Origin of the sequence: Psychrobacter muriicola 2pS (assembly GCF_904846535.1) — a bacterium.
GTDB lineage: Bacteria > Pseudomonadota > Gammaproteobacteria > Pseudomonadales > Moraxellaceae > Psychrobacter > Psychrobacter aquimaris.
In genome coordinates this window covers 412703-431804 of the sequence record NZ_CAJHBC010000001.1, presented here as the reverse complement: position 1 = coordinate 431804, position 19102 = coordinate 412703, and the positions used below count along the sequence as shown (strand labels likewise).

Below are 19102 nucleotides of genomic sequence, written 5' to 3'. Positions count from 1 at the left end.
CGTCAACCTCTAAGCACTCATAGTATTTCCTGTTATGGAGAATCTTAAACATCGATGTCTCTATGGCGCTCAGTACTTTGCCGATGCTAATTGACATCATAACGGCAATATCTCTAACTTATGAGCCGCACATTAGTAGTTCTGCTTACCATCGCTTTTTATACCATTTTTCTTCAAGCTCAGACTGGGAAAGTCGAGACAGCTGATATCTATTGGGATTTTAATTACCTCAGGCTGTGAGCCTTCCTTTATTACCTCAGAATATTTTTTCATACACCACCATGTTTTTTAAAAATATAACTGTATATTGAATGATTATAATTTAGTCATTTATTTATCTTCGAGGTTTGAATTGCATTATCAATTTATGTATTAGAGCTAATAGCTCTCAATAAAAAACCTCGCCAATGATGGCGAGGTTTTTTTATTAGAAAAGTCGTGTATAAACTTATTTATTTAAGTTCAGCTCCATCTCTTTATACTTAGCAGTGACTGATGGTTTTGGACCCCCAGTCATAATACTAACCGCGAATATTGCAATAGTGCTTAATATAAAGCCTGGAACGATAGCATATAACCAGCTATTTAATGCCATGCCATTCATTTGGAAAGGACCATAAATCCATAGGATAACCGTCAATGCACCAATGACCATACCAGCAACTGCACCGTTACGGTTCATACCGCGCCATGTGAGACTAAAAATAACCAATGGTCCAAATGCTGCACCAAATCCTGCCCAGGCGTTAGAGACCAAATTCAATACCGAGCTTTCTGGATTAGACGCCAGTAAAATGGCAACCACGGCGACAATGATTACGGAAATACGGCCGACCAATACTTGACGCGCTTCCGGTGCATCTTTATCAAAAAACAGCTTATACACATCTTTAGTCAATGAGCTTGATACCACCAATAGTTGCGATGAGATGGTACTCATGATCGCTGCTAAAATCGCGGCTAATAAGAAGCCTGAAACCAATGGATGGAATAAAAACTGCGTAAATACTAAAAAGATGGTCTCAGGATCATCTAGAGTCATCGCTGTCTTTTGGACATACGCACGACCAGCAAAACCAGTCATCAGTGCTCCAATAAGGCTGACAATCATCCAGCTCATACCGATGTTACGGGCAGTAGGGACATCTTTGACTGAGCGAATTGCCATAAAGCGCACGATGATGTGTGGCTGGCCAAAATAACCCAAGCCCCATGCCATTAAGGAAACAATACCAAGAATACTCATACCACTAGTAATGTTAAGCAAGCTTGGATCAATGTTTCTAACAGCTTGAGTCGTGGCTGAAATACCACCAAGATCAGTGAAAGCGACGACAGGAACAATCACCATTGCAAACAGCATGATGATACCTTGTACAAAGTCAGTCATCGAAACGGCTAAGAAACCACCGAATAGCGTATAAGCAACAACAACGCCAGCGGTGACCCATAGGCCAGTGCTATAAGAAAGATTTAAAGAGCTTTCAAAGAGCTTACCGCCACCCACTAGGCTTGCAGCGGTATAAACGGTGAAGAATAGAATGATAACCAAGGCAGATATCACACGTAGCATGTGCGATTTATCTTCGAAGCGGTTAGCGAAATAATCAGGTAGCGTAATGGCGTTATCAGCCACTTCGGTATAAACGCGAAGGCGCGGTGCCACAATAAGGTAGTTTAAAAATGCACCAAGTGTCAAACCAAGCGCGATCCATATGCTCACGACACCGTCAGCATACATGTAACCGGGTAAGCCAAGTAGTAACCAACCGGACATATCTGATGCACCTGCCGATAATGCAGTAACTGCGGGACCTAAACTGCGTCCTCCTAACATATAGCCTTCAGTATCATTGGCTTGCTTAAAGTAAGCGTAAATGCCAATCCCAATCATCACTAAAAAATAGGCGCCAAGTGATACCAGCACGCCGCTAGAAACTCCGTTCATATAAATTGTCCTTAACCAACATTGTTGGCGGTAATTATTTTTAACTATAAAGATTAAGTGTTATAAGACGATGTCCAAAACAATATCTAAAGACGAAAAAAGCCATTAAGTAGGACATAATGGCTTTTATTCAATATCTGTTGTTAGTTTTATATGATTGATGCTGTTTTAGGGCTCATACTAATCCGCCGTGCTTAGAAAGCCATAAAAATGTCACATTCTACGATTTCTATTGCTCGCATTGACGACTCATCTATCAGTATCGGCCGCCTATATAACCAATCATTTAAAACCATTAAACCTACTATCAACTATCATATATTACTCGAAGTGTTCAATATATGACTATCAGTGTTCTTATGGTAAATTTTTGTTATGAAAACAACGTCAGGTGTATTATAACTCATGAGGGTCACAAATGCGAATAGCGTGCTTTCTTGATTTAAGAGCACGCTACAATCATCATTACTACGGCAGAAAACTCCTATTCAATAGGCGCTAATAAATCTAACAAAGCAGTAACACTACTAGATTTTGTCAATTTTGGATTAATGACAACCCCCAAGTAGCGCTGCAATTCAATATTATCTGCCATGTCAATACGTTCTAAATCCTGACTGATCATAGTCTGGGGTAACACTGACCAACCCAGTCCGACAGAAACCAGCATGCGAATAGACTCAAGTGGATTGGTGCTCATCGTGGCATAAGGCTTGAGATTGTGCTTAGCGAATTCAGCCAAGGTAATCTGACTAGTAAAGGTATTGGCAGAAGGCAAGATAGCAGGATAGCGCGCCAATTGCTCTAGTGTTACATTAGACTTTGTCGCTAAAGGAGATAAAGTGCCAGTCATAAAGTAGAGGGGATCGGACCATAAAGTATGATAAGTCAAACGCTTATCATAGACGGGCGGCAGTGTTAAAAATGCCAATGATAAATCGCCATCAAGCACGGCTTTATGAGCAGTTTCTGAATCGACAAAATGTACTTCTAGTTGTACGGCAGGATAAGCTTGGATAAAATGCTTGAGTACAGGCGCTAAGTGGTGCAAGCCAATATGATGGCTGGTACCGATGACTAACTTACCCGATACGATATGTTGAGAGTGTTGCAGATTAATCTTGAAATTCTCATAATCTTCTAGCCAACGCTTAGCGTGTGGCAGCATTTCGCTGGCTGCTTGGGTTGGCACAATGCCGCGTCCCACCGTATCAAACAAAGTAATGTTAAATTCATCTTCCAGATTTTTGATGCGCTTACTGACAGCAGGCTGAGTAATAAACAGTTTCTCTGCGGCGCCTGAGATGCTACCAGTGTGCATAACGGTAACGAATGTTGTCAAGTTTGTGGTGTTCAAACGGATGTCCTTAGCTACTTTGTGAGCTATAAATAAAAGTTGGCTGACCCAATCACAATGTATTAGAAATAAAAGTTTGCATCTGGTCAAAAATCATCAATTATTATTATAGGATTAGCCTGCTATAATCACAAGACATCGAGACGTATTTATTCTATTAAATTGATTATTTGCAGTTCATTGCACGTTTTAAGCACTGACAGTGGTCATAAATGTAAGATTACCAATAAGCAATATTTATGTTTTTTACCGTACATTCATTCTTAATACCAATTTTTGGCAGTATTTATTCAGCATGGCCAATATGAAAATATCGATTTTTATACAAGCGCCGCTGACGATAAAATATCGTTAAGTAAAAAATTCAGTAATTAGCAACCAATAAAGGATAGCAACATGGCTGGTCAAACGTTATATGACAAACTTTGGAACGCTCACGAAGTCACCAAGCGTGATGATGGTTCGAGCCTGATTTACATCGACCGCCATCTGTTGCATGAAGTGACTAGTCCGCAAGCATTTGAAGGCTTGGAATTAGCCAATAGAGCGCCGTGGCGCCTGTCGGCTAATATCGCCAGTCCTGATCATAACGTACCCACAGTCACTAAAGAGCGTTTAGAAGGCGTGCCTGGTATCAAAGACAAGGTATCACGCTTGCAGGTAGTAACCTTGGATGAAAATTGCGCCAAATTTGATATCGCTGAATTCACGATTAATGATGCTCGTCAAGGCATTTTACACGTTGTTGGCCCTGAGCAAGGTTTGGTGTTACCGGGTATGACGGTTGTTTGTGGTGATTCGCATACTGCTACTCATGGCGCACTGGGCTGCTTAGCGCATGGTATCGGTACGTCTGAAGTTGAGCATGTATTGGCAACTCAATGCTTGATTCAGAAGAAATCAAAAAATATGCAAATCCGTGTTACCGGTAAGCTTGGTGCTGGCGTGACCTCAAAAGACGTGGTATTGGCTATTATCGCCAAAATTGGCACGGCTGGCGGAACAGGCCATGCTATCGAATTTGCTGGGCAAGTATTTGAAGACATGAGTATGGAAGGTCGCATGACCGTTTGTAACATGGCGATCGAAGCAGGTGCTCGCGTGGGTATGGTTGCAGTCGATGACACGACCATTAAATATGTCAAAGGTCGTCCTTATGCGCCAACCTCTGAGCAATGGGAGCAAGCGGAAGCTTACTGGCGTACCTTATATTCAGATGATGACGCAGTATTTGATACTGTGGTTGAGCTCGATGGTAGCCAAATAGCACCACAAGTCTCTTGGGGAACTTCTCCTGAAATGGTTGTCGATATCACACAGTCAGTACCGACACCTGATCAAGCCGCAGATGAGGCACAAGAAGAAGGCTGGTTACGTGCTTATACTTATATGGGTTTAGACGCTGGGCAGAAGATTACCGATATCCAGCTTGATCGCATTTTTATTGGTTCATGTACCAACTCCCGTATCGAAGATTTGCGTGATGCCGCTGCAGTCATTAAAGGTCGTAAAGTCGCGGACAATATCAAAGAAGCCATCGTTGTGGCGGGTTCTGGGCAAGTGAAATTGCAGGCTGAAGCAGAAGGTTTAGATGCCTTGTTTACGGAGGCTGGTTTTGAGTGGCGCGAGCCGGGTTGTTCGATGTGTCTGGCGATGAATGCAGACAAACTTGAGCCGCAAGAGCACTGTGCCTCAACATCTAATCGTAACTTTGAAGGTCGTCAGGGCAATGGTGGTCGTACGCATTTGGTAAGCCCAGCAATGGCAGCGGCAGCAGCGTTAGCTGGTCATTTTGTCGATGTAAGAACGTTTTAATTTTACATTTGTATAGAGCATGAAAATGAAAAGGCTACTTGTTTTATTTTATTTATTGAGTAGCTCTCAGTTAGCGATGGCTCTTGAATACTGTAATGCAAAATTTGCCTACTGTATCGATGTGCCTAACCAATTAAAATGGCTACCCGAGGCAGATAATGGTGATGGTCGTCATTTTAAGTTGGCTAATTCTAATGCCGATATTTTGGTCTTTGGTAGTTATACACCAATTGTCTTCTCTTATACCGATAGCGATTATTTGAAAGAAAAGCAGCATCGATACAAGATAGGTACCACAGTTACCTACGAGCTTTTAAAAGATAACACCTATACAGTAAGCGGCTATAGAGAAAACGGTCAAGTTTTCTATCATGTTATTAAAGTTGATGACGGTAAGGAAGCTGTCCTACACTTGAACTATGCCAAAAATGAAACGGGTAGGATGACTAAGATAGTCAAGCAAATGGCACGCTCTTTTGAGCTGTATTAAGCAGCCAGAAAATTTTACGTTAGTAATTGATATTTTAAGGAAAAACTATGCAAGCTTATAACACTCAAACGGGTATCGTTTGCCCATTAGATCGCGCAAACGTCGATACCGATCAAATTATTGCAAAACAGTTTTTAAAGTCCATCAAACGCACAGGCTTTGGTGTCAATCTGTTTGATGATTGGCGCTATCTTGACGAAGGGTATCCAGGTCAAGACAATAGCACACGCGTTATCAATCCAGAATTTGTCCTAAACAAACCGCGTTATCAAGGCGCGACTATTTTGCTGGCACGCCGAAACTTTGGTTGTGGCTCTAGTCGTGAGCATGCGCCTTGGGCATTGTCTGAATATGGTTTTCGTACGGTAATCGCGCCAAGCTTTGCGGATATTTTTTATAACAATTGCTTTAAAAACGGCATGCTACCAATCGTCTTGGACGAGGCAATTGTAGATATATTAATGAAAGACACGCTTGCTAATGAAGGCTATGAGCTAACCGCAGATCTTGAGCGCCAAGTCGTCATTACCTCAACAGGTGAAGAATACGCATTTGATGTGGATGCTTTTCGCAAACATTGCCTGTTAAATGGGCTTGATGATATTGGTTTAACTTTGCAGCAAAGCGATGCCATTAAAGATTATGAGCATAAGATGATGCAAAAAACACCGTGGATATTTAATAATGTACGAGCATAAACAATAAATCTGCAAGCTATTACTCATAAAACTGCTGAACAGTAGTAATGTAGCGTTGAGTTATGGCGGTGAACTGGCTAAAATGAAGGATAGTTTTTTTACGATATTTTATTCTTTCTCTCATAAATAGTAGCCGCCATTATGAATAAAAAACGTTATGCTTTATGGACAAGTACGGTTGTTGCCGCAAGCTTATTGTTGTCAGGCTGTCAGCTATTGACTGGGTATCAGAAAATAGATGAGGCAGAAAACGCCAAAGCATGGGCAGGTAAGATTCAGCCGATCACTGGTGAAGTCAATATTGCCTGCATAGGGACTTATCACTGTGAAATTGCACGCATAGATAAGACACGAGTGATAGGAGCGGATACGCATGAGCCTATCAATCCTGCCATGCTGGTTGCGATGAAAGACGCGAGCGCAAAAGGTCGTATCGGTATTAAGCATGCGCAAACATCAATGTACACAAACATGAACATGACACCACTCGCATCTAAAAATGAGATTAAAATTGTACCTTTGTCTGCTTCAGGTATGCCGAGTCTAACCAATTATTATGCGCGGGTAAAACCTGCAAAACGCGAAGTACAGGTGAATTTCTATCCAGAAAATAATTTGGACTATGTTGAACGTTTTGTCTTAATTCACGATTTTATTGAGGCGGATACTTATCAATTGCGAGCTTATCAGACAAAATCTAACGATAATTCGGGTAGTTTATTGGACACTGCTTCACCACAGCCGCTATGTGTTGAGCTGTATCAAGGCAACACTGTACAGCGCCGCTTTTGTAAAGAGCTGGGTACTGAGCACCAAGGAGAGTTTGTAGAAACTCGTATCGTGAAAGCGCTGCCCATACCATCGAAAGTAAAAGCCAAAGCTTAGGGTGCATTTGATTTACACAAATAGCAATAGACTATTGTTTTGTGTGCTATTGATGGCACCAAAAATCGTTTTTAGGAAAATATCGTAAGTTTGTAGCATCAGCATAAATAAAAAACTATCTACTCACAAGGATTAGTATGGCAACGATTTTAACATTAGCGGGCGATGGTATCGGCCCTGAAATTATGACTCAAGCCATTGACGTACTTAATGCGGTCAATAATAAATTTGCGTTAGATTTGACACTTGAATCTGGATTGATTGGCGGTGTGGCCATTGATGCAACGGGTGAGCCTTTGCCAGATGAGACGTTAACCCGTGCCCGAGCAGCAGATGCGGTATTGCTAGGAGCGGTCGGTGGTCCTAAATGGGATGGTATTGAGCGCAGCAAGCGTCCTGAGCGTGGCTTACTTAAAATACGTGGTGAGCTTGGTTTGTTTGCTAATCTACGTGTGGCAAAGCTTTACCCGCAGTTGGTCAATGCTTCTAGTATCAAACCTGAGATTATTTCAGGCTTGGATTTGCTTATCGTCCGTGAGCTGACTGGTGGTATCTATTTTGGTGAGCCACGTGGGATACGTACATTAGAGAATGGTGAACAGCAAGGCTACAACACCATGGTCTATAGTACGAGTGAAATTCAGCGTATCGGCAAAGTTGCTTTTGAGTTGGCAAAAACGCGTGCGCAAGCAGCAGGTACGGCTGCCAAAGTTTGTTCTGTGGATAAGGCCAATGTTTTAGAAGTGACTGAGCTGTGGAAGCAGACGATGACCCAGATGCAACAAGCAGATTATAGCGATGTGGCGTTATCGCACATGTATGCTGACAATGCTTGTATGCAATTGATCAAGAATCCCAAACAGTTTGATGTCATGGTGACGGGTAATATGTTCGGTGATATCTTGTCTGATGAAGCTGCGATGTTGACAGGCTCTATCGGTATGTTGCCATCAGCCAGTCTTGATGAAGCAGGCAAAGGCATGTACGAGCCATGTCACGGCTCAGCGCCTGATATTGCTGGACAAGACAAAGCCAATCCGTTGGCTACTATTTTATCTGTTGCCATGATGCTGCGTTATACCTTTAAGCAAGAGGCAGCAGCACAAGCGATTGAGCAAGCAGTCAGTGATGTCCTTGATGATGGTTTGCGTACGCTTGATATTTTAGATAGTAATGAAGCTGGACTGAAGCAAGTAGGTTGTCAAGAGATGGGACAAGCAGTATTGGCTAAATTGCTTTAATGATCACGATAGATTGAATTTTTTCCTGTTTTATTTCGATAGGGCAGAACTCTTACCTTTACAATTTATCGTCAATTTAAACCCATAATTTGCTCAGCAGATTATGGGTTTTTTATGTTTGTTTGAATCATTGTTCAGCGGTAACACACTAGACCAGATAGTTGTAAAAAAGTACTTGTTTTAACACAGACACCGCAGGACAAGGGCTTTATTAACATAAAGCTGTTATATGCTCACAGGGTGATATGACATTATTAACTGCTTGTAAACAGAAATGCAGTCTTTTGAATTTGATAGAACAGTAAGAAGATAACGTTTGAGCAGGGTTGATTGTTAAGGTGTTAAAACTCAAAAGAATAAGCCTTAATGACCACATAAAAAAATAAAATTTATCACTTTTATAAAAAATTAGGAGCATGAGGTGTATCAATTAAAAAAAATCAGCATGGCTATAGCGATGATTGGCTTTTCTACGGCAGCTTTTATGGGGCAGAGCGTTGCAGTGCCACTGGATAGTGCAAATGTTAATCCTCAAGCGACCAGTATAAATGAAGCCAAAATTAGCAAAAGTAACGCTAACCAAGCCAATGCTGCTAAAGATATCAGCCCAGTGACCAATGGCGTTAGCCAAAAGTTGGCAGGCGATAGCAAAACAGCAAATGCTCTGAACAAATTCTTACCTACGATAAAGTATACGACAGACAATTTATCAGTTTCTGCTCAAAAGGTGAATAATGCCACTTGGAAAGAGGGCATGAGTATCGACCGTATCATCGGTACTAAATTGCAAGCATTATTGAATTGGCATCATAACGGTGTGGGTCCTGTTGATGGGTATTGGGGAAAAAACACCCGCAAGGCGATGCAAGCGTTTCAACAAGCAAATGGTTTGGCAGTCACTGACACGCTAAACAATGAAACATGGCAGGCGCTGACGAAGGATGAGAAACTCATGGTACAGCCAGTGCTGGTCAGCTATCAGATAACTGATGCGGACGTCACTATCAAGACCACAGAAATACCAGCTGGTGCCGAAGCCAAATCTAAACTCGAGGGTTTATATTACGAAAATATCACGGAAGCGCTAGCAGAAAAATTTCATATCAGTGAAAATTATCTCAAGACGTTAAACCCTAAAGCTAGCTTTATTGCGGGCGAAACAATCACGGTTTATAATCCTGGCAACCCAAATACCAAGCCTGTCAGTCGAGTCGTTGCTGATAAAGTCACTGAAACGCTATATGCTTATGACGATAAAGGAAACTTAGTTGCCAGCTATCCGACCACAGTAGGTAGTATAGCGACACCGTCACCGACAGGTACACATACGGTAGAGGTGAAGGTTCATGAGCCGAACTATACTTATACTGCTAAAGATGGTAGCAAGTCTATTCTTCCACCTGGTCCTAATAATCCAGTAGGTTCGGTATGGATTGGGCTTAGCAAGCCTTCTTATGGTATTCATGGCTCACCCGATCCTGACCGTATTAGCCGTCAAGCGTCAGCGGGCTGTATACGCCTGACAAATTGGGATGCCCTTGCTTTGCTAGGGGTGATTCAAAATGGTGCAACCGTCGAGTTTAAAGAATGACTCACTACTTATTAGCCATTCTTTAAAAAAATTAACTCATAAAATTTAGACAAAAAAATACCGCTGAAATTTAGCGGTATTTTTTATGTTAAAAACAAATAACTAAGACTGAATAACTAAAATATTGATAGGCAATAATGAGCAGGTTAGCTTTTTCATTATTATTATCAGTTAAACCACCCAAACATTTATACCAGCGAAAAGAAGCCATTTAGCAACCAGCTGTATTTATATAAATATTTTTATAACCATTTTAGTCTATAAGAAATTAGTTTTTGCCGCGATAAGTAATACGACCTTTCGATAGGTCATAAGGTGTCATTTCGACCTTAACTTTATCACCTGTCAAGATGCGGATATAATGCTTACGCATCTTACCTGAGATGTGCGCAATAATTTCGTGTCCGTTTTCTAAACGAACTCTAAACAGTGTATTAGGAAGGGTGTCAATGACTTCACCTTCAAATTCAATAATATCGTCTTTTGCCATAGCTGGTATCAATCAATTAAAAATAAGCCCATATTATACGTAAGTTAGCGGATTAAAGCAATACAGCACTAGGTTTTTACTTGACAGCCTGTAACCGTTATGTATGCCAGCTCATATTCATTTAGTCAGGCAAATTTAGCCAAATAGGGGTTAAAGGAGCATTTGGCAATAATTGTTGAAAGTGCTCAGGATAGTAAGCATTGATAAAATATAGGCCGTCACCAGAGGCAGTAGGCGGTGCGATAGTACGATCTTTTTTGGCTAAAATATCTAAAAAGGCTTCTGGCTGTAACTCGTGTCGACCGATAGCATATAAGGTGCCCATTAAGTTACGGACCATGTGATGCAAAAATCCATCTGCTTGAATGTCAAAAACGATAAACTGACCATGGGTAAAGAGTTTTGCATGACTGACTGACCGTACGGGCTGATTAGACTGGCAGGCAGCGGCACGGTAGCTACTAAAATCGTGAGTACCGACGATATCGGCTGCTGCCAGTTGCATCGCTGCTAAATCGAGCGGTTCATAGATGTGAGTCACTTGGTGATTCAAAATAGCCGGGCGCTGTGCTTGATTCAGCGTAATGTAGCGATAACGACGAGCAATGGCACCAAAACGCGCATGAAAGTCGTCAGGCATCGGTTGAATCCACCGCAGGGCGATATCATCAGGCAATAGGCTGTTGACCCCGCGTAGCCAGTTATTAGTAGGACGATAGGCATGTGTCGTAAAGTGGGCAATCATATTACTGGCATGGACGCTTGCATCGGTACGACCAGCTGCGACGACCTCTACCGTCTCATTCGCGACTTTACCGATAGCGGTTTCTAATGCTTCTTGCACGCCCAATACTTCTCGTTGCCGCTGCCAGCCATGATAGTGTGTCCCCAAAAACTCAATCGCAATGGCTAACGTGTAGGTTGGGGGCGTTTCAGCGTTGCTGCTGTTAATCTCGGACATGTTAATCTCGGACATGATTGGTATTGAATATTTTCGTATTGGTTCTTATAAAGTAAACATATTTAACGATAGTCTAACGTTTTTTGATAGTGGTGCCCGCCTGATTGACATTGTTCAACCAACGTTGTCTGCGCCGAGCGGGATTGTCATAACGCAGCAATAGCCATAATAATCGTGCATAGATAGCGGGAATCGTTAAGCGTCCGCCAGCAATCACATGATACTGGTATTGCCAACTACCAGCCGCATAACTGTCACTGACACCGCCAAATGGAGACTGGCTGGCGCATATCACCATGTGGCCGTTTTCATAAGCAAGCTCTAGTGCCTCTGCTAGCGCTAGCGAATAAGGAACGTTGCCTGCGCCAAATCCCAATAAGATAATGCCACATGGCGGCTGTGATAGTAATGCCTGTAGTTGGCTACTCATTACCTCCGTATCGTTCGGCAAGCAATATAAAGCATGAATGCGTGCTTGCGCTGCCCGAGATTCGATATTTTTAATGATAGCTTGCTGATCATCGAGCCAATGCTGGCGGCGGGTATTCGGTAAGCTTTTGATATAACTATTGGCAGGATAGGCGGCTCTAGAGTGACCCGTAAATGCCATCAAATCGTGGCTATGAATTTTTTGAACCGTTTGCGCAGGCCAAGACTCACCGCCAAAACTAATTTTTACACCTGACTCACCAGCTGCTGCCAGTTTTAGTGAATCGCTGAGGTTATTCCATGCGTCGCTATGTGCGTCGATGGTGTAGGAGTGCAGCACGTCGCTGTCTAACAATGGACGCATACTACCGGTAACGACTACACAAATATCACTGCCAGCAAAAGCTTCTGCTAAAAATGCACCCAAATAACTCAAGGTATCTGTACCAGTGATGAGCACAAAACGCCTATCACCTTGTGCATAGGCGGCCAGCAAAAGCTGATAAAAATGTATAAAGTCGTTAGGAGTCAGTTGACTACTGTCTTTAATTAAGGTGTTATCCAGCCATGAGATTTTAGGCAGATGGTCAGCATTATCTTGGTCAGCCAATAGCTTTTGTAAAGTGGGTAAGAATATTTCTGCTGGTAACGGTGCTAAGGGTCGTCCATAGCTACCAAAAGTACCGCCAGCATAAATAAGTTGGACAGGATCGGATAATGTTTTTGTCATAGCAGAAGATGGCATAGTATGAGCCGTAATAAAGAAGTATGTAAGAAAAAAGAGAGACTAAGGTTGGATGCTAATAGCGTTCAGTAATAATAAATAGTATAAAGGTTAAATGCAAAAAAAATCAGCAAGTATTCTTCGTGTTATAGAATACTTGCTGACAAGAGAAGGACGGATCTTTTATGCAGTACGATCTAGTAGAACTTGAGCTTGGTTCTGTTGTTCACTAGTGCCCTGAATTAATACCTCATTCAACAAACGTTTAGCACTGTCGTATTCACCTAATTGTAAATATTGACCTGCCAAATCTAGCGTGACTTGGTTGCTATCTAATGACTTTACAAAATCGAAGTCTGCTGCAAAGCGCGATGAAAAATCTTCTGCTGTTTCAGCGGCATTTTCGGAGGTAAGTGTAGACTCGTCCTCGATCGGAGCAACTGGGCTCAGTGCTGTTGAAGAGTGAGTATCGAATTCATTGTCTAATAAAGCGTGATCATCGAATAGCAACGGGGCAGTCGGTGTGACACTAGATTCTTCAGCAAGAGCATATTCTGAATCATCATTATCAAGCGATTGCGCTTCGAGATTAATATTTTCAAAGCTTTCAATTTCAAAACGATCTTCTTCAACACCACTGTCTTCAATGATGAAGTTATCAGTATCACTATTTTCTTCAGGTGCAGGAGCTTCGTTTTCTATTGAAGTTTCTATGGTGTTTGGCGCATCAAGACTGTCTAAAGACAAAGCGAAATCATTTTCTTCGTCATTTTGGACAGCATCGATAGACAATTCTTCAGCAGTCTCGGCAATATCTTTATCGACATCGGTTGCTAGGTCATCAAAGTCTAAAATGAACGCGTCATCGTCTAGTGTCATCTCATCGTTAATACTATCAGAGCGGTCTGAAATGACCGAATCCGTTGCCTGCGCATCAGTTTCTTCAGGTGAATCAAGGCTAAAGTCAAAATCGCTAAGATCATTAAAGTCATTATCTTCAGCGGACACCGCGACATCATTACTAGTTATGTCAATATTGGCAGTGTTAAGGCTTTCATCGTCTACCATCTCTAATGATGTGACTGGCGCAGTATCAGTCGCCTCAGGTGCATTGATATTACTCTCTAAATCACTCAGCGTAAGATCAAAGTTATCCTCTACATTTTCGCTAGTAAGACTGGCCTCATAAGAAGTGCTTGTCACTGCCGAATTAGACATGCTGTCATCTATCAGCGTACGACGGTTATCTTCAGAGGTTGGCTGATCAGATATCGCGTTCTTACTATCGACCTGATTAATAGGTAAGTCAAAATCTATGCTTTCAAAATTGCTATTATCTTCTACGGGTGCCTCTTTTGCCGCGACTTGATTCTGCTCTTCTGAAAATAAAGTTTTTAACTCATCAGCTAGAGCAAGACTCTTTGGGTCGCTTTGCGTTTTGATGGCATCATAAACTTTGTTAAAATCCTCTAGCTGATTAATGGTCGCGTATATGCTGAGTAATTTAACAGACAATGGGCCATCATTTGGTTTTTCACTTAGGCCACGATTAAGTGTCTCAATTGCTTTGTCATAGCGCTGTTGATCCATGAAGCGCTGGGCAATCGTAATATGATCGAACTTATTGTCATCACCTCTATGGCTTTGGGCAGGAGTGTCGTGACCCTTTTTTGGCATCGGAGCTGGCGTAGCGGTACTCATCCCCGGTTGCGCTGAGGGCTTTTGCGCTTTCTTTTTGTACAATAGTAAACCAGCTACTATTAGGATAAGTACCAATCCGGCGATGATATATAGCATATTGTCCATAGTTACTCCCACGCCTATGATCACAGCAAACTGCGTTGATCAGTTAGGCAATTATTGATTGCGTAGTTTTTTGAGACGAGCTTGTAGCTCAGCCAGTTTTTGGTTTTGTAATTGAATTTTTCTCGTATAGCTATCAAGTGCACTGCTGGTTTTTGACAGGCGCTGAGCTTGGGCTGCCGTACTTTGTCTTGAGGCTTTGAGCGTGGCTAATATATCTGTACTGAGACCATTACCTGTTGCCGCTGCTGATGTTGCTTGAGTACCATCTGCGTTGCCATTATGACCAGGAGCTAGAACTGAAAACTGTGCTTTTGGCAGCGTTTGTGTTTTAGTAATCATTGGTTTTTTACGCTGTTTAGCGGTTTGATTCGTCTCAGATGGTTTTTTAGATGGTGCTTTGGCAGCCTTTTTTTCCACAGGTGTGTTTGCTCTGCGGCTATATTGTCTTTGTGCCTTAATAGCCGCTTCTAATTTTTGTTGTGATGGTACAACCTCGTAACTGGGCAAGCTAAGCTTAGCATCCGCTTTGAGTTGACCTGCGTCTTTATTAATAAAGGCATCAGGATTCTGCGACTGAATCTGCTTCATCACTGTTTGAATATCTAAGTTGTTCTCCTGCGCAATCTGCTGTGCAATAACCCATAGGCTATCGTTACGCTGTACTTGATATTGGGATGTAGTACTGGCTGCCGTATTGCTAGAGGCGTTATTGGTGACATTAGAAGCTGTATTGACCGAGATGTCATTGGCTGGGACAGTGGCGACAGCTGTATTGCTGGTGTCAAGACTAGCTTTTGGTGTATTTGCTTTGTTGTCACTCGGTATTGGCATAATAGGAGAAGCAGCCATCATGCCAGCTTCTGATTTACTACTCGGCTGTATCTGGCGAGTAACTTGGATATTCAAAATATCGAGCTGTTTATCAGTGACAGCTATAGCAGCCAGATTATTACCTATTGGCATGGTCTTGTTATTGATTGGTGCTGTATTATTCGCTACATTTTTAGCAGAATTTAGGTCAATATTGCTGTCACCAATGGTCGTCACTTTTTCATTTGCACCCAAGCGACCATTGTCTAATCGACTGGTTGGATTGCGGTTATTGTCGTTAGCGTTAAGATCGTTGTTAACGTTGTTTAAACGACCGTTATTTAGTCGGCTAGGTGCATAAGCAAGATTGTTGCCTTGCGATATAGGAATCGTTGTAGGCGCTTGGATATTAGGCACTGACAATTTAGACGCCACTAACTCGCTCGTTGATGAATGACTAGTCGGTAGTAAGGGTGATAATGTTAGTGGCGGCGGCGCACCTTCTCTAACGGTCAACGGTTTAGCCGTACTTGAGGACACACTGGGTAGATTGGGTTTTTTTGCGCCAGTAACGATGTTTTTAGGCGTATCAGTGGGCAAGCTGCTATCGAGAGGCATCAACAATGTCTTGGGAATGACATTGCGTTGACCTTTATCATTTATGTTCAAGACCACATCAGCAAAAGGTGTCGATACAGGCTTTGAAGTAGTAATAAATACTTGACCGCTAGTGGCTGAGGTAGGTTTGAAACGTACGGTCATCGAATCAGTTTGGGCTAAGCCCATTTGCTGATAAATAGTAGAGTTTGCCAAACTTGCTGAGAAGTCAGCGGCTCGAATATCACTGACTACAATGCTCGCAGCTAGCGGCTCATGCTGGGCAGAGGTGACAACAGTCTTACCAATCGTTGCAGCTTGTGCACTCGATGCGAGAGCCGCATAGCCTACGGAACAAAGTAGTGCCATCGATACCGCGCGATGTACAGTAGTCAACCGATGAGATAAATGACAAGACATGTGCAGACCTTTAAGATATAAGTTATCTGTGCTGTTATAACAAAATACCATTTAGTTTACCAGTTTATTTCACAACTGTTGTGGCCAATGCAAAAAATGTTTGAGTATTGTTTAATCGCGTTTTCTATCAAGCAGCATTGCATCGCCATAACTAAAGAAGCGATAGTGTTCTTTAATCGCATGTTGATAAGCATGCTCAATGGATTCTTTACCAGAAAATGCCGACACCAGCATTAGCAACGTTGATTTTGGTAAATGGAAATTGGTTAACAGTCGATCTATCACACCAAACTTAAACCCTGGATAAATGAATATATCAGTATCACCTGACCAGCTGGAAAGAGGCTGACCATTAACGGCTGTTTTTTGATAAGCCGTTTCGAGCACACGTGTGACCGTGGTACCAATAGCGATGACTTGTTTACCATTCGCATGGGTTTGATTGATGAGCTCAGCGGTTGCTTGTGGTAAATGTGCATATTCGCTATGCATGGTGTGATTGAGCAAATTGTCCGTTTTTACTGGCGCAAATGTACCAGCGCCAACGTGTAAAGTCACAAAAGCAGTATGAATCCCTTTTGCCGCAAGTTTGCTCAGTACCGATTCATCAAAATGTAAGCTTGCAGTCGGTGCAGCCACGCTTGCAAGCTTGCTTGGATCATGAAAAACAGTTTGATAACGACTATTGTCTGTCTCATCCGCATGGCGTTCAAAGTAGGGTGGAATAGGCAGCTCGCCATAAAGCTCTAAATGCGGCAAGATCGGCGCATCAAACGCTAAAATAAATAAGTTGTCTTGACGACCAATCATCACTGCTTTCATATGACCGTCAGCAAGCTGCAAGTGTTGTCCAAGTTTGAGCGCCTTGCTGGCTTTAACATGGCAAAGTGCAATATGTTCTTGATTCACTGGTTTGTCATTTGTAGCTTCTAGATGCAAAGTCGCTGTTTTTAAATCTGAGATATCAACCAAGCGTTCAATCAATACTTCAAGCTTACCACCAGTATCCTTTTGACCGAAGAGGCGCGCTTTCATCACTTTTGTATCATTAAATACAATCAAATCACCCTCATTTAATAACTCAGGTAACTCAGCGAATAAGCGATCTTCTACAAGCGTAGGTTCTTTTTGATTATTGGTGGGCAAATACAAAAGTTTTGAGGCAGAACGCTGTGATAGTGGATAGCGTGCAATCAGGCTGTCTGGCAGCTCATAATCATAGTCATCAACGCTCAAATAATTCAAACCATTGTCATTTTTTTTGGCATCAATTGAGGCAGTAGTAGTAGAGTCTACAGTGTGAAAATCGGTCATAATCAATCTTTAAATGAATGTAAATTTTGGCGTAATTGTAGCAGAAACCATGTCATGAAAGGACAGTTTAGTAAGGACTTATGCGCACAAAGCTGCTTGAACAGCAAATAGCCTAATCATTCATTACTAGAATGAACAATTAACAAAAGCAATGAGCGGCAGTATGTTATTCAAACAAATTTAACTGCGGCAACAATTGGGTGGCAGGTGCTAATGAAGAGAAAGTAACACCAACTAGGCGGATAGGTAGCTCACGAGGGATGTCTAAAAACAGTTTGTCTAACCAATAATGGGCAGAACCAGCACTGTCAAAAGCAGTCGATAGCGTGTGCGAGCGAGTGATTTGAGTGAAGTCTGCATATTTAACTTTTAAAGTAATGGTATAGGCGACCAGCTGTTTTTTTTGCAGTTGATGAAAGGCATCGGCATTTTGTTCATAAATTTGTATACGTAATTCATGGTTATCACTTAAATTATCTTTGAATGTGGTCTCAGAACCCACAGATTTATGCGTGCGCTCAGATTTGACAGCACGCTCATCACGCCCATGGGCAATGTCGTGATAAAACTGCCCACGCTTGCCGAACTCCTGCACCAATATAGCTGCTTGCATTCGCTTGAGATCCGCGCCATTATTGACACCCATCGCATGTAAGCGCTTGGTCGTGGCTTTACCAATACCGTGAAAACGCTCGATAGGTAACGTACTAATAAAGGCATCAGCGTCCGCTGGCGTGATGATAGCCGTACCATTGGGTTTGTTAATATCAGAGGCAATTTTCGCCAGCATTTTGTTAAATGACACACCTGCTGAGGCCGTCAATCCAGTATGTGTTAGTATTTGTGCCCTTAGCCAATTGGCCATCAAGGTTGCTGAGCCTTTATGGACTTGTAGCCCTGTAACATCGAGATATGCTTCATCCAGAGACAATGGTTCAACATGTGGCGTTAAGCGGTACATAATCTGGCGAATATCGCTGCTAACTGCGCGATACACCTCAAAACGTGGTCTAACAAAAACGACCTCTGGACAACGTTTGCGTGCCTCATAACAAGACATGGCAGAGCGTACACCAAACTTACGTACTTCATAGCTGGCTGCCGCGACCACACCGCGACCATTTGGATCGCCACCAACCACCAATGGCTTACCGCGCAGTTTAGGAAAGTCACGCTGCTCCACACTGGCATAAAAAGCATCCATGTCTATATGGATAATTTTACGAGGGCTAGCGTTTATAGAGTTTGTCATACTCACTATTTTACCTGATTCAATCGCTTTAACTTAGTATCAAAAGTTAGGTTTTTAGATAGATTTCTTTAATAGGTTAGCAGGACGTTAGCAATAAGATATAAATAATTTTATATCTTATATATCATGGGGTTAGTTAATAAAAAATGACGGAATAAATCTTATAAAATGCAATTTAGCAAACATATTTTTACTATTTATTTGTCTAAGTCTACTGTAAATCAAACTCATTTGCACTGTTGCACCACTTGTCGTATCAATCTCACCGTTTGTC

The 19102-nt window shown here is 42.1% G+C and carries 15 protein-coding genes; 6 read left to right on the top strand and 9 right to left on the bottom strand.

Annotated features, from left to right (window positions below):
• Nucleotides 1–448 precede the first annotated feature (448 nt).
• Together putP and JMX93_RS01750 are read right to left on the bottom strand one after the other, a co-directional pair.
• Nucleotides 449–1948 carry a sodium/proline symporter PutP gene (putP, locus tag JMX93_RS01755; RefSeq protein WP_193012890.1) on the bottom strand — a complete coding sequence of 500 codons (1500 nt, stop codon included), beginning with the start codon at nucleotides 1946–1948 and terminating at the stop codon, nucleotides 449–451.
• 484 nt (nucleotides 1949–2432) lie between these two features.
• Nucleotides 2433–3305, bottom strand: a complete 873-nt coding sequence (locus JMX93_RS01750; protein ID WP_193012889.1) for a LysR family transcriptional regulator — start codon at nucleotides 3303–3305, stop codon at nucleotides 2433–2435.
• A 396-nt stretch (nucleotides 3306–3701) separates the two neighbouring features.
• On the opposite strand from JMX93_RS01750, the gene leuC reads away from it, so the two are divergent.
• From leuC to JMX93_RS01720, 6 genes are all read left to right on the top strand, one after another.
• Nucleotides 3702–5120 (top strand): 3-isopropylmalate dehydratase large subunit, encoded by a 1419-nt coding sequence (gene leuC, locus JMX93_RS01745; RefSeq protein ID WP_499203660.1) that lies wholly within the window; start codon nucleotides 3702–3704, stop codon nucleotides 5118–5120.
• 25 nt (nucleotides 5121–5145) lie between these two features.
• Nucleotides 5146–5610: a hypothetical protein gene (locus JMX93_RS01740; RefSeq protein WP_193012887.1), complete on the top strand. Its 465-nt coding sequence runs from the start codon at nucleotides 5146–5148 to the stop codon at nucleotides 5608–5610.
• Between the two features lie 47 nt (nucleotides 5611–5657).
• Nucleotides 5658–6308 (top strand): 3-isopropylmalate dehydratase small subunit, encoded by a 651-nt coding sequence (leuD, locus tag JMX93_RS01735; protein ID WP_193012886.1) that lies wholly within the window; start codon nucleotides 5658–5660, stop codon nucleotides 6306–6308.
• Between the two features lie 141 nt (nucleotides 6309–6449).
• The gene (locus JMX93_RS01730) at nucleotides 6450–7193 is read left to right on the top strand and encodes a hypothetical protein (protein ID WP_499203659.1); all 744 of its coding nucleotides are present in this window, start codon (nucleotides 6450–6452) and stop codon (nucleotides 7191–7193) included.
• A gap of 137 nt (nucleotides 7194–7330) precedes the next feature.
• Nucleotides 7331–8434: a 3-isopropylmalate dehydrogenase gene (gene leuB, locus JMX93_RS01725; RefSeq protein ID WP_499203658.1), complete on the top strand. Its 1104-nt coding sequence runs from the start codon at nucleotides 7331–7333 to the stop codon at nucleotides 8432–8434.
• 421 nt (nucleotides 8435–8855) lie between these two features.
• Nucleotides 8856–10025 carry a L,D-transpeptidase family protein gene (locus tag JMX93_RS01720; protein WP_499203657.1) on the top strand — a complete coding sequence of 390 codons (1170 nt, stop codon included), beginning with the start codon at nucleotides 8856–8858 and terminating at the stop codon, nucleotides 10023–10025.
• Between the two features lie 268 nt (nucleotides 10026–10293).
• Here the strand turns inward: JMX93_RS01720 and infA are convergent, their stop codons facing one another.
• The 7 genes from infA to dinB form a co-directional block, all read right to left on the bottom strand.
• On the bottom strand, nucleotides 10294–10515 hold the full coding sequence (infA, locus tag JMX93_RS01715; protein WP_045446828.1) for a translation initiation factor IF-1: 222 nt from the start codon (nucleotides 10513–10515) through the stop codon (nucleotides 10294–10296).
• Nucleotides 10516–10636: 121 nt separating this feature from the next.
• Nucleotides 10637–11476, bottom strand: coding sequence for a tRNA pseudouridine(38-40) synthase TruA (gene truA / locus JMX93_RS01710; protein WP_499203656.1), 840 nt, complete (start codon nucleotides 11474–11476; stop codon nucleotides 10637–10639).
• Nucleotides 11477–11549: 73 nt separating this feature from the next.
• The gene (locus tag JMX93_RS01705) at nucleotides 11550–12650 is read right to left on the bottom strand and encodes an asparaginase (protein ID WP_499203655.1); all 1101 of its coding nucleotides are present in this window, start codon (nucleotides 12648–12650) and stop codon (nucleotides 11550–11552) included.
• Between the two features lie 162 nt (nucleotides 12651–12812).
• Nucleotides 12813–14435 (bottom strand): FimV/HubP family polar landmark protein, encoded by a 1623-nt coding sequence (locus JMX93_RS01700; protein WP_499203654.1) that lies wholly within the window; start codon nucleotides 14433–14435, stop codon nucleotides 12813–12815.
• A gap of 51 nt (nucleotides 14436–14486) precedes the next feature.
• Entirely contained in the window at nucleotides 14487–16262 is a 1776-nt protein-coding gene (locus JMX93_RS01695) for a FimV/HubP-related protein (RefSeq protein WP_499203653.1), read from the bottom strand.
• 111 nt (nucleotides 16263–16373) lie between these two features.
• The gene (gene queA / locus JMX93_RS01690) at nucleotides 16374–17576 is read right to left on the bottom strand and encodes a tRNA preQ1(34) S-adenosylmethionine ribosyltransferase-isomerase QueA (RefSeq protein WP_499203652.1); all 1203 of its coding nucleotides are present in this window, start codon (nucleotides 17574–17576) and stop codon (nucleotides 16374–16376) included.
• A 166-nt stretch (nucleotides 17577–17742) separates the two neighbouring features.
• Nucleotides 17743–18828 carry a DNA polymerase IV gene (dinB, locus tag JMX93_RS01685; RefSeq protein WP_499203651.1) on the bottom strand — a complete coding sequence of 362 codons (1086 nt, stop codon included), beginning with the start codon at nucleotides 18826–18828 and terminating at the stop codon, nucleotides 17743–17745.
• Nucleotides 18829–19102: the final 274 nt, after the last annotated feature.